The sequence below is a fragment of the Streptomyces sp. NBC_01260 genome, from assembly GCF_036226405.1.
Taxonomy (GTDB): domain Bacteria; phylum Actinomycetota; class Actinomycetes; order Streptomycetales; family Streptomycetaceae; genus Streptomyces; species Streptomyces laculatispora.
The window spans coordinates 6,247,022-6,266,729 of sequence record NZ_CP108464.1; the positions used below are offsets into that span (position 1 = coordinate 6,247,022).

A 19,708-nucleotide genomic window follows, 5' to 3' on the forward strand; every position below is an offset into this window, starting at 1 on the left:
AGCCGCCCCGGTGCTGACTATTCGTCAGTTCTCTGCGGTGCTGCGCGCCATGCTGGACGATGCGGAAGCGGCGGGAGCAGCGGGTTCGGCGTCCGACGGTGCGCCTGACGTACTGGCACCGGCCCGGCTGGGGCCGCTGAGGCTGCGCAACCGGGTGATCAAGGCCGCGACCTTCGAGGGCGCCACCCCCGAGGCACTGGTCACCGACGCGCTCATCGACTACCACCTGCGCCCTGCGGCGGGCGGTGTCGCCATGACCACCGTGGCCTACTGCGCGGTGTCCCCGGAGGGCCGCACCGAGCGCCGCCAGCTGTGGATGCGCCCCGAGGCGCTGCCGGGGCTGCGCGGGCTGACGCGGGCGGTGCACGACACCGGGGCCGCGGTCTGCGCCCAGTTGGGCCACGCCGGACCGGTGGCCGACGGCCGCTCCAACGGGCTGCCCGCCCTCGCCCCGATGGCCGGCTTCAACCCGCTCAGTATGCGGCGCAACAAGGCGGCCACCGCCGACGACATCGCCCGTGTCATCGAGGCCCATGCCGAGGCGGCGTTACTGGCGGCCGAGGCCGGCTTCGACGCCGTGGAGATCCACCTCGGCCACAACTACCTGGCCAGCGCCTTCCTCAGCCCCCGGCTGAACCGCCGCACCGACGCCTTCGGCGGCTCCCTGCGCGCCCGCGCGGCCGTGGCGCTGGGCATCACCCGGGCGGTACGCGACGCGCTGGGCGACCGCCTCGCCATCACCGCCAAGCTGAACATGAAGGACGGCGCGCCGGGCGGGCTCACCCTGGACGACAGCCTCCAGGTCGCACGCTGGCTGGAGGCGGACGGCTCGGTGGACGCTCTGGAGCTGACGGCGGGCAGTTCCCTGCTGAACCCGATGTACCTGTTCCGCGGCGACGCCCCTGTCGCCGAGTTCGCGGCGAATTTCCCACTCCCGCAGCGCCTCGCGATCCGGGCGCTGGGCCGCACCTTCTTCCGCACCTACCCGTATCAGCCGCTGTACCTGCTGGACGCCGCCCGGCAGTTCCGCGCCGCGCTCGGGCTGCCGCTGATCCTCCTGGGCGGGATCACCGACCGGCAGGGTATGGACCGCGCCATGGCGGAGGGGTTCGACTTCGTCGCCATGGCCCGCGCCCTGCTCCGCGAGCCCGACCTGCTGCACCGCATCGAGCGCGACACCGCCACCCGCTCGGAGTGCATCCACTGCAACCGCTGCATGCCCACGATCTACACGGGGACGCACTGCCCGCTGATCGGCGAACGGGGGCGCTGAGCGGCACGCGGGGGACCGGCGCCAGGGGCCTCAGCCGAAGCTCCGCCCCATCTCGTCCAGGATCTCTTCGATCACCTCGGCCGGCTCCCGCGCCAGGTCCTCCTCGATCCACACCCGCATCGCGATCCGCATCGACGAGAGGAACGCCGCCGCGAGGACCAGGGGGCGGACCGGGCCCGCCGAGTGGTCCTGGCGGGCGGTCACCGCTTCGGCCAAGTCGCGTTCCAGTGCTGCGTGGTTGGCGAGCTGGCGGGCGAGCAGGGAGGGGTGGCGCATGGCCAGTCGGGTGCGGACGGCCCATTCGCGTTCCGGAGGTGCCAGCCGTTCGGCGAACGGGGCCACCGCTGCCCGCAGCGCCGTCCAGGCGCTCTCCTCGGCGGGGCGTTCACGCACCGCGCGGACGAGGTCTCCTATCTGCTGCTCCTCGCCGTACAGGAGGGCGTCCTCCTTGCCGGTGAAGTAGTTGGAGAACGTTCTGCGGGAGATTCCGGCCGCGTCCGCCACGGCCTCCACCGTGACCTGGTCGAAGCCGTGCTCGACGGTCAGCCTCAGTGCCGCTTCGTGCACTGCCTGCCGGGTGGCTTCCTTCTTGCGTTCCCGCAGTCCCACTGAGCGCTCCATGGGCGCCATTATCCACCCGCCCGGTTATTATTGCGCAGTGGGCAAAATTGCCCATCGGGCATGTATGGTGAACCCTTGTTTTCTTCGTTCCCTTGTTCGAACACCTCCTGGAGGTTGCGCGTGAGCGCTCAAACGGCCGCGCCGACCGAGGTCGCGCCCATGGACCACCGCCATATCCTGCGCGCCCTGAGCGGTCTGCTCATCGTGCTGTTCGTGGCGATGACCAGCAGTACGGTGGTCTCCGTCGCGCTCCCGCAGATCATCGGGTCGCTCAACGGGACGCAGTCGCAGTACACCTGGGTCGTCACCGCGATGCTGCTCGCCTCCACGGCCTCCACGCCGATCTGGGGCAAGCTCGCCGACCTGTTCAGCAAGAAGCTGCTGCTCCAGATAGCCATCGGCATCTTCGTCGTCTCGTCGATCGCCTGCGGATTCGCCCAGTCCACCGAGCAGTTGATCGCCTTCCGTGCCCTCCAGGGCCTCGGGATGGGCGCGCTCCAGGTGCTCGTGCAGGTCATCATCGCGGCGATGATCAGCCCCAAGGAGCGCGGCCGCTACAACGGTTACCTCGGCGGCGTCATGGCCGTCGCCACCGTCGGCGGCCCGCTGCTGGGCGGTTTCATCACCGACACGTCGTGGCTCGGCTGGCGTTGGTGCTTCTTCATCGCCGTACCGTTCACGCTGCTCGCCCTCGTGATGCTCACCCGCACCCTGCACCTCACCGAGATCCGCCGCCCCGACACCAAGGTCGACTACCTGGGCGCCTCGCTCATCGCCGTCGGCGTCAGCGTGCTGCTCCTCTGGGTCACCTTCGTCGGCAACGACTTCGACTGGCTGTCCTGGCAGACGGCCGCCATGGTCGGTGCGAGCGTCGTGATCCTCGGCGGAGCCGTGGCCGTCGAGGCGCGGGTCAAGGAGCCCGTGGTGCCGCTCCATGTCGTACGCCGCCGGGACCCCGCCCTCGCCATCGCCGCGAGCCTCGCGGTCGGAATGGCGATGTTCGGCGGGGCGGTCTTCCTCGGCCAGTACTTCCAGATCGGACGCGGCTACTCGCCGACCGAGGCCGGACTGCTCACCATTCCGCTGATGTTCGGCGTGCTGGTCTCCTCGACCGTGGCCGGCCGGCTGGTGTCGAAGACCGGCAAGGTGAAGCCGTACATCATCACCGGCGTCGTCGTCCTCACCCTCGGATTCCTGGGGCTGTCCACCATCGACCACGAGACATCGCTCGTCCTCGTCTCGATCGGCATGCTCGCGGTCGGAGTCGGTGTCGGCATGTCGATGCAGAACCTCGTCCTCGTCCTCCAGAACACCGTCCCGCTCAGCGAACTCGGCGCGGCCAGCGGCGCGATCACCTTCTTCCGCTCGCTCGGCGGCACCATCGGCGTCTCGGTCCTGGGCGCGGTGCTCGCCAACCAGGTCGCCACGAAGATCACGGCCGGGCTGACGAAGCTCGGCGTCGACCCGGCGGCCTCGTCCTCCGGCGGCTCCACGCTGAACGTGGCCGCCATGCCGCCGGAGATCCGGGAGATCGTGCGGGCCGCGTACGGCGACGCGACGGGGCACATCTTCCTGATCTCGGCGGCCATTTCGGTCGTCGGCGTGATTGCCGCCCTGTTCCTCACCCCGACCAAGCTGCGCGACAGCGTGGACCTGTAGCCGGCGCGGGCGGGGGCGGGCTCCGGGGGCGGCGTCCGCCCCCGGAGCCCGTGGTCCGGTGGACTGCACCTGTCTGATCACTGACAATGGCAGCAGCAGGGACCGCAGTTGACGACGGGGGAGTCATGACCGAGATCTTCGTGCTGCTCGGCGTGCTGTTGAGCGTGATCGTCTTCCTGATCGTGAAGCTGGTACTCAAGGAACGACGCCGCCCCACGGACAACTTCGACGGCCAGCAGATCGAGCGGGAGCACAGTGCGGAGGCGCGGCACGTCAGGGCGGCCAACACCTCGATCGCCGTCCACAACCGTTTCCTCGACGGAGGCAACGACTGGCGGCCCCGGAAGCGATGACTCGCGCCGACACCCGGCGGTACGGCGGAAGGGCCCGAGCCCCGCTGGGGTAGGGTGACGCTTCCCCGCAAGGGGCGTACCGAAGAAGAATGAGTCCCCGCACGGGGACCCAGCGAAGATCCCCGCACGGGGACGTACCGAAGGAGGTGGGACCCATTACCGCTGTATCAGGCTGGGTGCTCACCCCTCGTCAACGCGTGGCCGACCGGACATAACCGGCCCGCGGAGCACCCATCGGCATTTTCCCGAAAGGCTCCGCTTCATGCCGGTCCCGTTGTCACCGCTTGCCCTCTCCCGCCTCGTCACCACACTCCGCACCGCCGGCTGCGTATTCGCCGAGGACGAGGCGGAGCTGATCGCCTCCACCGCCGCCGGCCCCGCCGCGCTCACCGCCATGGTGGAGCGCCGCGTCGCCGGTCATCCCCTGGAACACGTCCTGGGCTGGGCCGAGTTCAGCGGGCTGCGGATCGCCGTGGACCCCGGGGTCTTCGTCCCACGCCGCCGCACCGAGTTCCTGATCCGGCAAGCCGTCGAACTGGCCTCGGGGCCGGCCGTCGTGGTCGACCTCTGCTGCGGTACCGGCGCGCTCGGCGCCGCGCTCGCCGCAGCCCTGGACGGGGTCGAACTCCACGCCTCCGACGTCGAACCCGCCGCCGTGCGCTGCGCCCGGCGCAACATCGGTGAGCTGGGCCGGGTCTACGAGGGCGACCTCTTCGCACCGCTTCCCGGCTCGCTGCGCGGGCGCGTGGACGTCCTGCTCGCCAACGTGCCGTACGTACCGACCGGCGATGTCGCACTGCTCCCCGCGGAGGCGCGCGTGCATGAGCCGCTGGTGGCGCTCGACGGAGGCGGCGACGGACTCGACGTGATGCGGCGGGTGGCCGCCGAGGCGCCGCGGTGGCTGGCACCGGGTGGCAGCCTGCTGGTCGAGACGAGCGAACGGCAGGCGGCCCGTGCCGAGGAGACCGTGGGCGGCAGCGGGCTGATTCCGCGGGTGGTCTCCTCCGACGAGCTGTACGCCACTGTCGTGATCGGAACCATGCCCGCCGCCCCCTGATCAAGGAGCGGGCGGGGTCGGCCGGTCCGGGCGGCTCAGGCGAAGCGCCACCGGGTCTGGGTGAACGGGTCGCCCTTGCCGAAGCCGAAGACCGTGCGCGGGGACACCGCGAAGACCTGGGCCCGGTTGCCCTGGGCACCCACGAACACGCCGTCGGCGACATCGAAGTGCCAGACCGATCCGTACTTCGCCTCCCAGGCCTCGGCCAGAGCGGTCAGCCGGGCCTCATCCGTCACCCGGTCCGCCCGGCCCTCCACCACCACGTCGAAGCCCTCCGCCCAGGTGTTGGTGCCGGTCGTGAGGACCACTTCGGCGCTCGCCGCGAGATTACGGGCCTTGCGCTCCTCGGCGCCGGTGCAGAAGTGCAGCGCGCCCTGCCACCAGACCCCGATCAGCGGGGTGACGTGCGGGCGGCCGTCCGGGCGCACCGTCGTCAACCAGTACAGCTCGGCGCCGGACAGCAGTCTCTGCGCGTCGGCCCAGCGGGCGGGCCCTGCGCCGGGGCTGCTGTAGCGAGGGTCCAGCTCGGTGTCCGGGCCGGTGCTCTGTTCAGTGCGCTGTTCGGGTGCGGACATGGTCGGGGCCTCCCGGCGGGCGGAACGAGACGTGCCTGTGGAGTGGAGACTGTGCAGCCGTCCCGAATTCATCGGTGCGGCACCAGGGCCCGTCCGGCGGATCATGGCCGGGGGCGCGGCGTCCGGCACGGCACCACGCCGCGTTGCCGAAACGACCGGACAGCTCCGCCGGCAGGACGCTCCGGCGCCTTGCGACGCATCGCACCGGACGCCGCGCCCTTTCCGACCCTGATTCGCCGGACAGGCCCTAGGCTCGTAGAGCTGGAACGTGATCGGGCGGCGAGCAGGAGAGAGCACGGAATGACGACGTTGCCGGGGCGCAGAAGCAGTACGTTCACCCGACTGCTGCGGCACGGATTCACCGACCCGTCCGCCGCCGAGCAGCTGCTCGACCTGCCGGACCTGTCCTCCGTACGCTCCGATCCCGTCCTGCTCGAAGCACTCGGGGCCACCGCCGACCCGGATCTGGCACTGCGCGGCGTCGTACGGCTCGTGGAGGCGGAGGAGGCCGACGAGCGGCAGATCCTGCTGGACACACTCGTGACCGCCAAGCCGCTGCGGGACCGGCTGCTCGGGGTGCTCGGGGCGTCCGAGGCGCTCGGTGACCACCTGGCCCGCCACCCGCGCGACTGGCAGGCCCTCGTCACGTACGAGGCCGCCGATCTGCACCCCGGAGTGCCCGAGTTCGAGCACGAGCTGGCCGGGGCCGACGATCCGGACGCGCTGCGCGTCGCCTACCGCCGGTGCCTGCTGTCGATAGCGGCCCGAGACGTGTGCGGCACGACGGATGTCGCCGAGACCGCCGCCGAGCTGGCCGACCTGGCCACGGCGACGCTGCGGTCCGCGCTCGCCATCGCCCGCACGGCCACGCCCGAGGACGCCGCGCAGTGCCGCCTCGCCGTCATCGCGATGGGCAAGTGCGGCGGCCACGAACTGAACTACGTCTCCGACGTCGACGTCATCTTCGTGGCGGAACCCGCCGACGGCGCCGAGGAGAGCGCGGCCATCCCCGCCGCCACCCGGCTGGCCGCACACATGATGCGGATCTGCTCCGACACGACCGTCGAGGGCACCATCTGGCCCGTCGACGCCAATCTCCGCCCGGAGGGCCGCAACGGGCCCCTGGTGCGCACGCTGTCCTCGCACCTCGCCTACTACCAGCGCTGGGCCAAGACCTGGGAGTTCCAGGCGCTCCTCAAGGCCCGGCCGGTGGCCGGCGACCCCTCGCTGGGCGCCGATTACATGGAGGCCGTCTCGCCGCTCGTCTGGCAGGCCGCCGACCGCGAGAACTTCGTCCCCGACGTGCAGAAGATGCGCCGCCGCGTCATCGACACCATCCCCGTCGACCGGGTCGACCGCGAGATCAAGCTCGGCCCCGGCGGACTGCGGGACGTCGAGTTCGCCGTACAGCTGCTCCAGCTGGTGCACGGCCGCAACGACGCCACCCTGCGCAGCGGCTCGACCCTGGACGCCCTCGGCGCGCTCGCCCGGGGCGGCTACGTGGGGCGGGTGGACGCCGCACAGCTGGACGACGCCTACCGCTTCCTGCGCGCCATGGAGCACCGCATCCAGCTCTACCGGCTGCGCCGCACCCATCTGGTCCCGGAGGACGAGCCGGATCTGCGGCGGCTCGGCCGCTCCCTCGGCCTGCGTACCGACCCCATCGCCGAGCTCAACCAGGCCTGGAAGCGGCACGCCTCCGTGGTGCGCCGGCTGCACGAGAAGCTGTTCTACCGGCCGCTGCTCGACGCCGTCGCCCAGCTCGCCCCCGGCGAGTCCCGGCTCAGCGCGAAGGCCGCCGCGCACCGGCTCGAAGCCCTCGGCTACGAGGACCCGGCGGCGGCGCTGCGGCACCTGGAGGCGCTGTCGTCCGGTGTCTCGCGCAAGGCCGCCATCCAGCGCACGCTGCTGCCGGTGCTGCTCGGCTGGTTCGCGGACTCCGCCGACCCGGACGCCGGACTGCTCGGATTCCGCAAGGTGTCCGACGCGCTCGGCAAGACCCCGTGGTACCTGCGGCTGCTGCGGGACGAGGGCGCGGCGGCCGAGAACCTCGCCCGGGTGCTGTCGGCCGGCCGACTCGCCCCCGATCTGCTGCTGCGCGCCCCCGAGGCGGTGGCGATCCTCGGCGACCCGCAGGGGCTCAAGCCCCGCAGCCGGGACGCCCTGGAGCAGGAGGTGCTGGCCGCGGTGGGGCGGGCCGAGGACGCCGAATCGGCGGTGGCGGTGGTGCGCGGGGTGCGGCGGCGCGAACTGTTCCGGACGACGTCCGCGGACCTCATCGGCTCCTACGGCACCGAGGAGAGCCCCGCCGAACCGGACCCGGGCGCGCTCGTCGACCGGGTCGGCAGCGCGGTCACCGATCTGAACGCCGTCACGATCGCCGGGGCGCTGCGTGCCGCGGTGCGCGCCGAATGGGGCGACACACTCCCCACGCGGTTCGCCGTGATCGGCATGGGCCGCTTCGGCGGCCAGGAGCTCGGATACGGCTCCGACGCGGACGTCCTGTTCGTCCACGCGCCGCGCGAGGGCGTCGACGAGCAGGAGGCGAGCCGGGCCGCGAACCGGGTGGTGGCCGAGGTGCGCAGGCTGCTCCAGCTGCCCACCGCGGACCCGCCGCTGATCATCGACGCCGATCTGCGCCCCGAGGGCAAGAGCGGACCGCTGGTCCGCACGCTGAAGTCGTACGAGGCGTACTACCGGCGCTGGTCGCTGGTCTGGGAGAGCCAGGCGCTGCTGCGCGCCCAGCCGATGGCCGGCGACGCGGATCTGGGCCGCGCGTTCATCGAGCTGATCGATCCGCTGCGCTACCCGGCGGAGGGGCTGGGGGAGGACGCGGTCCGTGAGATCCGGCGGCTGAAGGCCCGGATGGAGTCCGAGCGGATGCCGCGCGGCGCGGACCCGACGCTCCACACCAAGCTGGGCCGGGGCGGGCTGAGCGACGTCGAGTGGACGGTCCAGCTGATGCAGATGCAGCACGGCTGGGCCGAGCCGGGGCTGCGGACCACCCGGACCCGTGAGGCGCTGGCCGCCGCCTGTGCGGCGGAGCTGATCTCCGGCGAGGACGCGCAGACGCTGGACGAGGCGTGGGTGCTGGCGACCCGGGTCCGCAACGCGGTGATGCTGGTGCGGGGGAGGCCGGCCGACACGTTTCCGTCCGGGCCGCGGGAGCTGACGGCGGTGGGGCGTTACCTGGGGTACGAGCCCGGGCATGTCGGGGACATGCTGGACGACTACCGGCGGATTACGCGGCGGGCGCGGGCGGTGGTGGACGAGCGGTTCTACGGGGCCTGAGGGCGCGGTGGGCCGGTGGGGCGCGACGCCCTCGTGCGGGTGGCGGCGCTGGTGCGCCTGGGTGCTTCGGGGCTGCCGCCCCGGACCCCGCTCACTCTCGCCGGAGAGGCTTGGTTTGCGCGGGCTCGAACTCAGTTCCTGCCCGCCGCCGCCTTCGCCCGGTGGACCGCGAGCGCGGACAGGCGGGGGCGGCGGGCTGCTCCGCGGGGAATCTGTTTCGGCAGGTGGTGCGGCAGCGCTCCGTACCAGGAGTACGACACCGCGTAGCCGAAGGCCAGGCAGGCCATGCCGCCCAGCGCGTCCAGCCAGAAATGGTTCGCGGTCGACACGATGACGATCAGGGTGACCGCCGGGTAGAGCAGGCCCAGGACGCGCGCCCAGGGCGCGGAGGCCAGCGCGAAGACGGTCAGGCCGCACCACAGTGACCAGCCGATGTGCATCGACGGCATCGCCGCGTACTGGTTCGACATGTTCTTGAAGTTGCCCGAAGCCATCGAACCCCAGGTCTGGTGGACCATGACCGTGTCGATGAACCGGCTGCCGTTCATCAGCCGGGGCGGGGCCAACGGGTAGAGGTAGTAACCGGCCAGCGCTCCCGCCGTGGTCGCGAACAGGGCCAGGCGGGCTGCCGCGTAGCGACCAGGGTGGCGGCGGAACAGCCATACGAGCACGCCGATGGTGACGATGAAGTGCAGTGTCGCGTAGTAGTAGTTCATCGACACGATCAGCCATGTCACCGAGTTGACCGCGTGGTTGACCGACTGCTCGACGGCGATGCCCAGGAACCGCTCGGCCGACCAGATCCAGTCGGCGTTGGCCAGGGCAGCCGCCTTCTGCTCAGGGACGGCGTTGCGCACCATCGAGTACAGCCAGTAACTGACCGCGATCAGCAGGATTTCGAACCAGAGGCGCGGCCGCCGGGGGGAGCGCGGCGAACGCAACCCGGCAAGGCTGTGGTCACGCAGCCTGCGCATCCGGTCCATGGTGCCGGGTTGCTTCGCGTTCGCCTCCGGAGCCGCCTCGTTCACGATGGGTGACGGGGTGGCCTCCGCGGGGCCTTCCTGTGATTTCACGCTCAATTCACCCATAGGCACAGAGTCTGCCAGATTCAACCGCTTCGCCTGATGATCCTCCGGCCGGGAGCGGGCTGTACGTCCTGCGGACTACGGGTGCGCGTGGGATCCTTGGACCGGCGGGGCGGCAGAAGCCGCGTCGGGACCGGGACCCGCGGCCGTCGAGCCGCGCACGACCAGCTCGGGCATGAAGACGAACTCGCTGTGCGGGGCGGGTGTGCCGCCGATCTCCTCAAGGAGCGTGCGCACCGCGGCCTGGCCCATCGCCGTCACCGGCTGCCGGATGGTGGTCAGGGGCGGATCGGTGAACGCTATGAGCGGGGAGTCGTCGTAGCCGACCACCGACAGATCGCGCGGCACGTCCTTGGACAGCCTGCGGGCGGCCCGGATCGCACCGAGCGCCATCATGTCGCTCGCGCACACCACCGCCGTGCAGCCCCGCTCCATCAGCGCTGACGCGGCCGCCTGGCCGCCCTCCAGCGTGTAGAGGGAGTGCTGGATCAGGCCCTCCACCTCGTCCGAGGTGAGGTTCAACTGCTCCTGCATCGTGGCGTGGAAGCCCTCGATCTTGCGGACCACCGGGACGAACCGCTTGGGGCCGACCGCCAGTCCGATCCGGGTGTGGCCCAGCGATACCAGGTGCGTCACCGCCAGCCGCATCGCGGCCCGGTCGTCCGGTGAGATGAACGGCGCCTGCACCTTGGGCGAGAAACCGTTAACCAGTACGAAGGGGACTCCCTGGGCGCGCAGTTGCTCGTAGCGCTGCATATCGGCCGAGGTGTCGGCATGCAGTCCGGAGACGAAGATGATGCCCGAGACGCCGCGGTCGACCAGCATCTCCGTCAGCTCGTCCTCGGTGGAGCCGCCGGGGGTCTGGGTCGCCAGCACCGGGGTGTAGCCCTGCCGGGTCAGCGCCTGCCCGATGACCTGGGCGAGCGCCGGGAAGATGGGGTTCTCCAGCTCGGGCGTGATCAGGCCGACCAGACCCGCGCTGCGCCTGCGCAACCGTACGGGCCGTTCGTAACCCAGGACGTCGAGCGCGGCAAGGACGGATTCGCGGGTGGCAGCGGCAACACCGGGCTTGCCGTTCAGTACACGGCTGACCGTAGCTTCGCTGACCCCCGCCTGAGTTGCGATATCGGCAAGCCGTGCGGTCATGGGACTGGACTGTACCGGGAGTGGGTCGGATTGCCCACCATGCGCAGGAATCGGACGGCGGTGGGCGCACGGCCGGGCGGCAGGGCGGCCCCGCGGGTCGGTTCAGCAACATCTTGCAAGGTCTTGCGGAGTCGGCCTGCGGGCTGCGGTCAGATCGTCGCACTGCGGAATCAGGGGCCGTGGCCTGCTCCTGTCAGGGTTCGGGGGCCCGCGTCAAGAGGCTTGACGGCAACCGTGAGGACACGCGAATGTAACGATCGTCGAAGCTTGCAGAAATCTTCCGCAAACTCTTTCGGCCTTCTTTCATCCTTGTTACGTTCACGTCGACCCGGCGCCGCGACGGAGCGGTACGGCAGTTGAAGGAGTTCAGATGCGACGTGGCATAACGGCCACCGCCCTGGTCGCGGCCCTGGCGCTCGCGGCGACCGCCTGCGGCAGCGATGACGACGATTCCAACGGCACCTCCAAGAGCTCGGGCGAGCTCTCCGGCACCGTGACGTGGTGGGACACCTCCACGGTGGGCAGCGAGGACAAGGTCTTCAAGAAGATCGCCGAGGGCTTCGAGAAGGAGCACCCGAAGGTCGACGTCAAGTACGTCAACGTCCCCTTCGGTGACGCGCAGAACAAGTTCAAGAACGCCGCGCAGTCCGGCTCCGGTGCCCCCGACGTGATCCGCTCCGAGGTCGCCTGGACGCCCGAGTTCGCCGACCTCGGCTACCTCGCCCCGCTGGACGGCACCCCCGCCCTCCAGAAGGCGGACGACTTCCTGAAGCAGGCCGCCGCGTCCACCAAGTACAAGGACAAGACGTACGCGGTGCCGCAGGTCATCGACTCCATGGGCATCTTCTACAACAAGAAGATCTTCAAGGACGCCGGCGTCGAGGTCCCCAAGACCGTCGGTGAGCTGAAGACCGTCTCCAAGAAGATCAAGGACAAGACCGGCAAGACCGGCCTCTACCTGCGCGGCGACGACGCGTACTGGTTCCTGTCCTTCCTGTACGGCGAGGGCGGCGACATGGTCGACGCCTCCAACCAGTCCATCACCATCGACAACCCGGCCGGCGTCAAGGCGATGAAGGTCGTCAAGGACCTCGTCGACTCCGGCGCCGCCAAGACCGACGCGACGGACGGCTGGGAGAACATGCAGTCGTCCTTCAAGGACGGCAAGGTCGCGATGATGATCAACGGCCCCTGGGCCGTCGCCGACACCTACACCGGCAAGGAGTTCAAGGACAAGGCCAACCTGGGAGTCGCCCCCGTCCCGGCCGGCTCCGCCGCGCAGGGCGCCCCGCAGGGCGGTCACAACCTCGCTGTCTACGCCGGTTCCAAGAACCTTGACGCCTCCTACGCCTTCGTCGACTACATGACCTCCGTCAAGACCCAGGCCCAGGTCACCAAGGAGCTCAACCTCCTGCCGACCCGCACCTCGGCCTACGGCCAGGAGAGCGTCGTCGACAACGAGATCGTCGGCTTCTTCAAGCCGGTCGTCGAGAGTGCCGTCGAGCGCCCCTGGATCCCCGAGACCGGCAGCCTCTTCGCGCCGCTCGTCACCGAGTACACCAAGGTCCTCACCGGACAGACCTCCCCGGAGAAGGCCGTCAAGACGACCGGCGACTCCTACCGCAAGCTCCTCAAGGGCTGGAAGTAACCCAGGAAGGCAGGCCGGCTGATGGCTGTCCACACCAGCCAGTCGGTGGCGAAGGCCGCGGGCGACGACGTCGTCGCCCGCGGCCGGAGCCGCGGTACTGGTAACCCTCCGCCCCCGGGCAGGCTCCGGCGGGCGCTGTCGACCCACTGGTACGCCTGGACCATGGTCGCCCCGGTCGTCATCGTGATCGGCGTGATCATCGGGTATCCGCTGGTCCGCGGCATCTACCTGTCGCTGACCGACGCCAACGAGCGCAACGTCGAGCGGTCCATCGGTGTCAACCACATCCCCGCGACGTACAAGTTCGTGGGTCTGGACAACTACACCGACGTGATCTCGGGCAACGAGTTCCTCGGCACGCTCGGCTGGACCCTGGTGTGGACGGTCTCCTGTGTGGCCATCACCTTCGCCCTCGGCATGGGGCTCGCCAACATCCTCAACCGCCGGATCGCCGGTCGTTCCGCGTACCGGATGGCGCTCATCCTGCCCTGGGCCATCCCCGGCTTCGTCTCCGTCTTCGCCTGGCGCTTCCTCTACAACGAGGACCGCGGGCTGCTCAACAAGATCCTCTCGGGGAACGGCTTCGATGGCATCCCGTGGCTCAACGACCCCACCTGGGCCAAGTTCTCCGTCATCGCCGTCAACGTGTGGCTCGGCGTGCCGTTCATGATGGTCGCCCTCCTCGGCGGGCTCCAGTCCATCCCCAGCGAGCACTACGAGGCCGCCGAGATGGACGGCGCCACCGCCTGGCAGCGCTTCCGCCACATCACGCTGCCCGGACTGCGCCCGGTCTCCACGACGGTGATCCTGCTCTCCACCATCTGGACCTTCAACATGTTCCCGGTGATCTTCCTGCTGACCAGCGGCGGACCCGGAGACGCCACCCAGATCCTGGTGACGCAGGCGTACAAGTTCTCGTTCGAGATCAGCCCGCGCGACTTCGCGCTCTCCTCCACGTGGGGTGTGCTGATCCTCGTACTCCTGATGCTCTTCGCCGCTGTGTACCGGCGAGTCCTCCGCACACAGGGAGATGACTGGTGACCACGGCCCCCGCGCCCTCCGCGCGGCACTCCGCGCCCAAGGTCCGGCTGCGCGGCGAGCGTTCGCCGCTGGCCTCCACCGCACTGCACCTGACGCTCGTCGTCGCGTCCGTGATCGCCGTCTTTCCCGTGCTGTGGGTCCTGCTCACCTCGCTGAAGCCCGCCGAGTTCGCCACCACCACGGACTTCTTCAAAGAGACGACGATCGAGAACTACACGAACCTGCTCCAGAACACGAAGTTCCTGACCTGGTTCGGCAACTCGGTGGTCGTCGCCGGCCTCACCACGCTCGTCGGCGTGATCGTCTCCGCCTCCACCGGCTACGCCGTCAGCCGCTTCCGCTTCCCCGGCAAGCGCGGGCTGATGTGGACGCTGCTGATCACCCAGATGTTCCCGGTCGCCGTCCTCATCGTGCCGATCTACAACATCATGGCGGGCATGGGGCTGCTCAATAAGCCCGCCGGTCTGGTCATCACCTACCTCACCATCTCGGTGCCCTTCTGCGCCTGGATGATGAAGGGCTTCTTCGACACCATCCCGCGCGAGATCGACGAGTCGGGGCAGGTCGACGGCCTCACCCCGTTCGGCACGTTCTGGCGGCTCATCCTGCCGCTGGCCAAGCCCGGTCTCGCCGTCACCGCGTTCTACTCCTTCATCACCGCATGGGGTGAAGTGGCGTACGCCTCCGCCTTCATGGTCGGCGAGGACAACCTCACGCTCGCGGGCGGACTCCAGCTGTTCGTCAACCGGTACGGGGCCCAGTGGGGTCCGATGACCGCCGCGTCCGTGCTCATCGCGATACCCGCGGCCCTGGTCTTCTTGTTCGCGCAGAAGCACCTGGTCACCGGCATGTCCGCCGGAGCCGTCAAGGGCTGACGTCCGCGCAGCACGACCGTACGACCCGCACGCACCAGTCACGGTGGCGCCGGCATCCCGACCCGGTCCCGGCGCCGCTCCCCACCCAGACACCCCAGGGACGACATGACCCAGCACCTCGCTGCCCCCTCCACCGGCACGTCCACCGACGCCCCGGGCCACCGCACCGGCTGGTGGCAGGACGCGGTGATCTACCAGGTCTATCCGCGCAGCTTCGCCGACGGCAACGGCGACGGCATGGGCGATCTCGCAGGCGTACGCGGCAGGCTCCCGTACCTCAGGGACCTCGGCGTCGACGCGGTGTGGCTCAGCCCCTTCTACGCCTCCCCGCAGGCCGACGCCGGGTATGACGTCGCCGACTACCGGGCCATCGACCCGATGTTCGGCACCCTGCTGGACGCCGACGCCCTGATCCGCGACGCCCACGACCTGGGCCTGCGGATCATCGTCGACCTGGTGCCCAACCACTCCTCCGACCAGCACGAGTGGTTCAAGCGCGCGCTCGCCGAGGGCCCCCGCTCCGCCCTGCGCGACCGCTACCACTTCCGCCCCGGCAAGGGCGCCGACGGCGAACTCCCGCCCAACGACTGGGAGTCCATCTTCGGCGGACCGGCCTGGACCCGGACCACCGACCCGGACGGCACGCCCGGCGACTGGTACCTCCACCTCTTCGCGCCCGAGCAGCCCGACTTCAACTGGGAACACCCGGCCGTCGCCGACGAGTTCCGCTCGATCCTGCGCTTCTGGCTCGACATGGGCGTCGACGGCTTCCGGGTCGACGTCGCGCACGGCCTCGTCAAGGCCGAGGGCCTGCCCGACCTGGGCTCGCACGACCAGCTGAAGCTGCTCGGAACCAGTGACGGCGTACTGCCGTTCTTCGACCAGGACGGTGTGCACGAGATCTACCGCAGCTGGCGCACCATCCTCGACGAGTACCCCGGCGACCGGATCGCGGTGGCCGAGGCCTGGACCCCGACCGTCGAGCGCACCGCCAACTACGTGCGCCCCGACGAGATGCACCAGGCCTTCAACTTCCAGTACCTGGCCACCGCCTGGGACGCGAAGGCGCTGCGCGAGGTCATCGACACCTCGCTGAACGCGATGCGCCCCGTCGGCGCCCCCACCACCTGGGTGCTCTCCAACCACGACGTCACCCGGCACGCCACCCGGTTCGCCAACCCGCCCGGCCTCGGCACCCAGATCCGTACCGCGGGCGACCGCGAGCTGGGCCTGCGGCGGGCCCGTGCGGCCACGCTGCTGATGCTGGCGCTGCCCGGCTCCGCCTACGTCTACCAGGGCGAGGAGCTCGGCCTGCCCGACGTCACCGACCTGCCCGACGAGGCCCGCCAGGACCCGTCGTTCTTCCGGGCCGAGGGCCAGGACGGCTTCCGCGACGGCTGCCGGGTGCCGATCCCGTGGACCCGCGAGGGCAGCTCGTACGGCTTCGGCGAGGGCGGCAGTTGGCTGCCGCAGCCCGTCGGCTGGGGCGAGCTCAGCGTCGAGGCCCAGACCGGTGCGGCCGGCTCCACCCTGGAGCTGTACCGGGCCGCGATCGCCGCCCGCCGGGTGCACCCCGGACTCGGCGCGGGCACCGCGGTGGAGTGGCTGGACGCCCCCGAGGGACTGCTGATCCTCGCCCGCCCCGGCTTCGTCTGCACCGTCAACACGACGGGCTCCGCCGTCCGCATCCCCGTACGCGGCACCGTCCTGCTGTCCAGCGCCCCGGTCACCACCGACGGCGCCGAGATCGAGCTCCCGGCCGACACCACGGTGTGGTGGACGGTGTGACCGTCCCCCCGCCCAGGACCGGCAGCTCGCTGAGGCTCTCCGACATCGCCGGACAGGCCTCGGTCAGCGAGGCGACCGTCAGCCGGGTGCTCAACGGCAAGCCGGGCGTCGCGGACACCACGCGTCAGCGGGTGCTCGCGGCGCTCGACATCCTGGGCTACGAGCGCCCGGTACGGCTGCGGCAGCGCAGCGCCGGACTGATCGGACTGGTGACGCCCGAACTCACCAACCCGATCTTCCCGGCGTTCGCGCAGTCCGTCGAACAGGTCCTGGCGGGCCACGGCTACACACCGGTGCTCTGCACCCAGCTGCCCGGCGGCGCCACCGAGGACGAACTCGTCGAGCAGCTCGTCGAACGCGGCGTCGGCGGCATCGTCTTCCTCTCCGGGCTGCACGCCGACACCTCGGCCGACCCGGCGCGCTACGCCGCGCTGACCGACCGCGGCGTGCCCTTCGTCCTGATCAACGGCTACAACGAGCGGATCAGCGCCCCGTTCGTCTCGCCCGACGACACCGCCGCCGTGCGGATGGCCGTGGGGCACCTCGCCGAACTGGGCCACCGCCGGGTCGGCCTGGCGATCGGTCCGCAGCGCTACGTGCCCTCCCGCCGCAAGCGGGACGGCTTCGTGGACGCCGCGGTGTCGCTGCTCGGTATGGACCGCGCCGAGGCCGAACTCCTGGTGTGCTCGACCCTGTTCAGCGTCGAGGGCGGCCAGGTGGCGGCAGGCGCACTGCTCGACCGCGGATGCACGGGGATCGTCTGCGGCAGCGACCTGATGGCGCTGGGCGTGGTGCGGGCCGCCCGGGACCGCGGACTGGTGGTGCCGCGCGACGTGTCCGTCGTCGGATTCGACGACTCGCAGCTGATCGCGTTCACCGACCCACCGCTGACCACGGTGCGCCAGCCCGTACAGGCGATGGCGGCGGCCGCGGTGGGCGCCCTGCTGGAGGAGATCGGCGGAAGCCCCGTACAGCGCACGGAGTACGTGTTCCAGCCGGAGCTGGTGGTACGGGGGTCGACCGCGGCGCTCCGCAGCGCCTGAGGTACACGGCGGAGCCGTGCGGCGAGGTCCTGGGTCCGGAGGGGGGATCCCGGGCCTCGCCGTGCGTGCGGGTGCTTCCGGATGCGTCCGGGCGTGCAGGAGGGGCACCAGGAGTCGACCCGGATGGGTCGGCGGGGAGTGTGACCCCAGGTGCCCCTCTTGTCCGTGACCGGCCCGGCCGGACGGGCGCGTGGGGCCCGGGGTAACGGGACCCCCGGCCGACCGGACCGGAGTCGGGAGAAACGTAACAGGGCTGCAATGTTTTGCGTAAGAGCTTGCAGGAAGAAATCTGCAGTATTTCGCGGGTGTGAGCGGGATATGAGCAGCTCATGTCCAAAGGGTTGACCGGAACCTGACGGGCTCGTACGGTCGCACCGCGGCAAGGTTTGCATTCTTGCAGCAAGAACATTCAGGAGCCTTGAGGGCAGGGCGCGTTGCCGTATGAGGCTGCACCGTCACCCGCGTTTCCCCCACCGCAGGAGGAAAGACATGGCACGCAGACCCCTGTCCGCGGCGCTCGCCCTGATAGCGGGCGCCGCCGCACTCGTGGTCCCCGCCACGAGCGCCGAGGCCGCCACGCCGGGCACCAAGGACGTCACCGCCGTTCTCTTCGAGTGGAAGTTCGACTCCGTTGCCAAGGCGTGCACGGACTCCCTCGGCCCGGCCGGATACGGCTACGTACAGGTCTCGCCGCCCCAGGAGCACATCCAGGGCGGGCAGTGGTGGACCTCGTACCAGCCGGTCAGCTACAAGATCGCCGGACGGCTCGGTGACCGCAGCTCGTTCGCCAACATGGTCAGCACCTGCCACAGCGCGGGCGTCAAGGTTGTCGCGGACTCCGTCATCAACCACATGTCGGCGGGCTCGGGCACCGGCACCGGCGGCTCCTCGTACACGAAGTACGACTACCCCGGTCTGTACTCCGCGCCCGACATGGACGACTGCACCGCGCAGATCAGCAACTACCAGGACCGCTACAACGTCCAGCACTGCGAACTCGTCGGCCTGGCCGACCTGGACACCGGTGAGGAGTACGTCCGCGGCAGGATCGCCGGATACCTCAACGACCTGCTCTCGCTCGGCGTCGACGGCTTCCGTATTGACGGGGCCAAGCACATCCCCGCCGGCGACCTCGCCAACATCAAGTCCCGGCTGAGCAATTCCGGCGCCTACTGGAAGCAGGAGGCGATCTACGGAGCCGGCGAGGCCGTCTCGCCCGACGAGTACGCGGGCACGGGGGACGTCCAGGAATTCCGCTACGCCCGCAGCCTCAAGCAGGTCTTCAACAACGAGAACCTCGCCAACCTGAAGAACTTCGGCGAGGGCTGGGGCTTCATGTCCTCCTCGAAGGCCGCGGTCTTCGTCGACAACCACGACACCGAGCGCGGCGGTGACACCCTCAGCTACAAGGACGGCGCCAACTACACGCTCGCCAGTGTCTTCATGCTGGCCTGGCCCTACGGCTCGCCCGACGTTCACTCCGGCTACGAGTGGTCCGACAAGGACGCCGGTCCGCCGGGCGGCGGCACGGTCAACGCCTGCTACAGCGACGGCTGGAAGTGCCAGCACGCCTGGCGCGAGATCGCCTCCATGGTCGGCTTCCGCAACACCGCCCGCGGCGAGGGCGTCTCCAACTGGTGGGACAACGGCGGCGACCAGATCGCGTTCGGCCGGGGCTCCAAGGCGTACGTCGCGATCAACCACGAGGGCTCCTCGCTGACCCGTACGTTCCAGACCTCGCTGCCCGCCGGTGACTACTGCGACATCCAGTCCGGCAACGGCGTCACCGTAAACGGCTCCGGCCAGTTCACCGCCACGCTCGGCGCCAACACGGCCCTCGCCCTCCAGACCGGCGCCCGCACCTGCTCCGGCGGCGGCACCGGTCAGACCGATCCCGGTACGGGCACCTCCGGCGCCACCTTCGGTGTCAACGCCACCACTCAGCTCGGCCAGAACATCTACGTCACCGGCAACCAGTCCGCCCTCGGCAACTGGAACCCCGCCGCCGCGCTGAAGCTCGACCCGGCCACGTACCCGGTCTGGAAGCTCGATGTGAGCCTGCCCGCCGGTACGTCGTTCGAGTACAAGTACGTCCGCAAGGACGCGAGCGGCAACGTCACCTGGGAGAGCGGTGCCAACCGCACGGCCACCGTGCCGTCCTCCGGCAAGGCCGCGCTGACCGGTGACGTCTGGCGGAGCTGACCTCCCCGCCCCGCCCGCCGGACGGGCCGCACCGGCCCGTCCGGCCCCGCA

Annotated in this window: 15 protein-coding genes; 11 read left to right on the forward strand and 4 right to left on the reverse strand. The window is 70.3% G+C overall.

The window, feature by feature from the left end:
* Positions 1–49 precede the first annotated feature (49 nt).
* Positions 50–1,273, forward strand: a complete 1,224-nt coding sequence (locus OG322_RS27895; protein ID WP_123471461.1) for an NADH:flavin oxidoreductase — start codon at positions 50–52, stop codon at positions 1,271–1,273.
* A gap of 30 nt (positions 1,274–1,303) precedes the next feature.
* Here OG322_RS27895 and OG322_RS27900 read toward each other — a convergent pair whose 3' ends face one another.
* Entirely contained in the window at positions 1,304–1,894 is a 591-nt protein-coding gene (locus tag OG322_RS27900; RefSeq protein ID WP_123470303.1) for an acyl-CoA-like ligand-binding transcription factor, read from the reverse strand.
* Between the two features lie 159 nt (positions 1,895–2,053).
* Here OG322_RS27900 and OG322_RS27905 point away from each other — a divergent pair, with 159 nt between their 5' ends.
* The 3 genes from OG322_RS27905 (at position 2,054) to OG322_RS27915 (ending at position 4,963) form a co-directional block, all read left to right on the forward strand.
* Positions 2,054–3,553: an MDR family MFS transporter gene (locus OG322_RS27905; RefSeq protein ID WP_123470301.1), complete on the forward strand. Its 1,500-nt coding sequence runs from the start codon at positions 2,054–2,056 to the stop codon at positions 3,551–3,553.
* A gap of 125 nt (positions 3,554–3,678) precedes the next feature.
* The gene (locus tag OG322_RS27910; RefSeq protein ID WP_123470299.1) at positions 3,679–3,906 is read left to right on the forward strand and encodes a hypothetical protein; all 228 of its coding nucleotides are present in this window, start codon (positions 3,679–3,681) and stop codon (positions 3,904–3,906) included.
* A 262-nt stretch (positions 3,907–4,168) separates the two neighbouring features.
* Positions 4,169–4,963 (forward strand): putative protein N(5)-glutamine methyltransferase, encoded by a 795-nt coding sequence (locus OG322_RS27915; protein ID WP_329307171.1) that lies wholly within the window; start codon positions 4,169–4,171, stop codon positions 4,961–4,963.
* A gap of 35 nt (positions 4,964–4,998) precedes the next feature.
* On the opposite strand, the gene OG322_RS27920 is transcribed toward OG322_RS27915, so the two are convergent.
* Complete coding sequence (locus tag OG322_RS27920; RefSeq protein ID WP_329307172.1) at positions 4,999–5,538, reverse strand: pyridoxamine 5'-phosphate oxidase family protein; 540 nt, start codon at positions 5,536–5,538, stop codon at positions 4,999–5,001.
* 300 nt (positions 5,539–5,838) lie between these two features.
* Here OG322_RS27920 and OG322_RS27925 point away from each other — a divergent pair, with 300 nt between their 5' ends.
* Positions 5,839–8,829, forward strand: a complete 2,991-nt coding sequence (locus OG322_RS27925) for a bifunctional [glutamine synthetase] adenylyltransferase/[glutamine synthetase]-adenylyl-L-tyrosine phosphorylase (RefSeq protein WP_266412174.1) — start codon at positions 5,839–5,841, stop codon at positions 8,827–8,829.
* Between the two features lie 131 nt (positions 8,830–8,960).
* Here OG322_RS27925 and OG322_RS27930 read toward each other — a convergent pair whose 3' ends face one another.
* The gene (locus OG322_RS27930; RefSeq protein ID WP_123470292.1) at positions 8,961–9,857 is read right to left on the reverse strand and encodes a phosphatase PAP2 family protein; all 897 of its coding nucleotides are present in this window, start codon (positions 9,855–9,857) and stop codon (positions 8,961–8,963) included.
* A 135-nt stretch (positions 9,858–9,992) separates the two neighbouring features.
* Positions 9,993–11,060 (reverse strand): LacI family DNA-binding transcriptional regulator, encoded by a 1,068-nt coding sequence (locus OG322_RS27935; protein WP_123470290.1) that lies wholly within the window; start codon positions 11,058–11,060, stop codon positions 9,993–9,995.
* A gap of 370 nt (positions 11,061–11,430) precedes the next feature.
* Between OG322_RS27935 and OG322_RS27940 the strand changes: the two genes are divergently transcribed.
* The 6 genes from OG322_RS27940 (at position 11,431) to OG322_RS27965 (ending at position 19,657) form a co-directional block, all read left to right on the forward strand.
* Positions 11,431–12,708, forward strand: coding sequence for an extracellular solute-binding protein (locus OG322_RS27940; RefSeq protein WP_123470287.1), 1,278 nt, complete (start codon positions 11,431–11,433; stop codon positions 12,706–12,708).
* A 21-nt stretch (positions 12,709–12,729) separates the two neighbouring features.
* Positions 12,730–13,749 carry a carbohydrate ABC transporter permease gene (locus OG322_RS27945; protein ID WP_123470285.1) on the forward strand — a complete coding sequence of 340 codons (1,020 nt, stop codon included), beginning with the start codon at positions 12,730–12,732 and terminating at the stop codon, positions 13,747–13,749.
* The gene (locus OG322_RS27950) at positions 13,746–14,624 is read left to right on the forward strand and encodes a sugar ABC transporter permease (RefSeq protein WP_123470283.1); all 879 of its coding nucleotides are present in this window, start codon (positions 13,746–13,748) and stop codon (positions 14,622–14,624) included. The genes OG322_RS27945 and OG322_RS27950 overlap by 4 nt, the downstream gene beginning before the upstream one ends.
* Before the next feature lie 105 nt (positions 14,625–14,729).
* Positions 14,730–16,412: a glycoside hydrolase family 13 protein gene (locus OG322_RS27955; protein WP_123470281.1), complete on the forward strand. Its 1,683-nt coding sequence runs from the start codon at positions 14,730–14,732 to the stop codon at positions 16,410–16,412.
* A complete protein-coding gene (locus OG322_RS27960) occupies positions 16,397–17,455 on the forward strand; it encodes a LacI family DNA-binding transcriptional regulator (RefSeq protein WP_123470279.1) in 1,059 nt (352 codons plus the stop codon). The genes OG322_RS27955 and OG322_RS27960 overlap by 16 nt, the downstream gene beginning before the upstream one ends.
* Before the next feature lie 489 nt (positions 17,456–17,944).
* Positions 17,945–19,657 (forward strand): carbohydrate-binding module family 20 domain-containing protein, encoded by a 1,713-nt coding sequence (locus tag OG322_RS27965; RefSeq protein WP_123470277.1) that lies wholly within the window; start codon positions 17,945–17,947, stop codon positions 19,655–19,657.
* Positions 19,658–19,708: the final 51 nt, after the last annotated feature.

Coding starts and splice junctions, on each gene's coding strand:
- OG322_RS27910 (WP_123470299.1), top strand. CDS start 3,679: ATGACCGAGATCTTCGTGCTGCTCGGCGTGCTGTTGAGCGTGATCGTC.
- OG322_RS27965 (WP_123470277.1), top strand. CDS start 17,945: ATGGCACGCAGACCCCTGTCCGCGGCGCTCGCCCTGATAGCGGGCGCC.
- OG322_RS27905 (WP_123470301.1), top strand. CDS start 2,054: ATGGACCACCGCCATATCCTGCGCGCCCTGAGCGGTCTGCTCATCGTG.
- OG322_RS27925 (WP_266412174.1), top strand. CDS start 5,839: ATGACGACGTTGCCGGGGCGCAGAAGCAGTACGTTCACCCGACTGCTG.
- OG322_RS27955 (WP_123470281.1), top strand. CDS start 14,730: ATGACCCAGCACCTCGCTGCCCCCTCCACCGGCACGTCCACCGACGCC.
- OG322_RS27935 (WP_123470290.1), bottom strand. CDS start 11,060: ATGACCGCACGGCTTGCCGATATCGCAACTCAGGCGGGGGTCAGCGAA.
- OG322_RS27900 (WP_123470303.1), bottom strand. CDS start 1,894: ATGGAGCGCTCAGTGGGACTGCGGGAACGCAAGAAGGAAGCCACCCGG.
- OG322_RS27940 (WP_123470287.1), top strand. CDS start 11,431: ATGCGACGTGGCATAACGGCCACCGCCCTGGTCGCGGCCCTGGCGCTC.
- OG322_RS27915 (WP_329307171.1), top strand. CDS start 4,169: ATGCCGGTCCCGTTGTCACCGCTTGCCCTCTCCCGCCTCGTCACCACA.
- OG322_RS27945 (WP_123470285.1), top strand. CDS start 12,730: ATGGCTGTCCACACCAGCCAGTCGGTGGCGAAGGCCGCGGGCGACGAC.
- OG322_RS27920 (WP_329307172.1), bottom strand. CDS start 5,538: ATGTCCGCACCCGAACAGCGCACTGAACAGAGCACCGGCCCGGACACC.
- OG322_RS27895 (WP_123471461.1), top strand. CDS start 50: ATGCTGGACGATGCGGAAGCGGCGGGAGCAGCGGGTTCGGCGTCCGAC.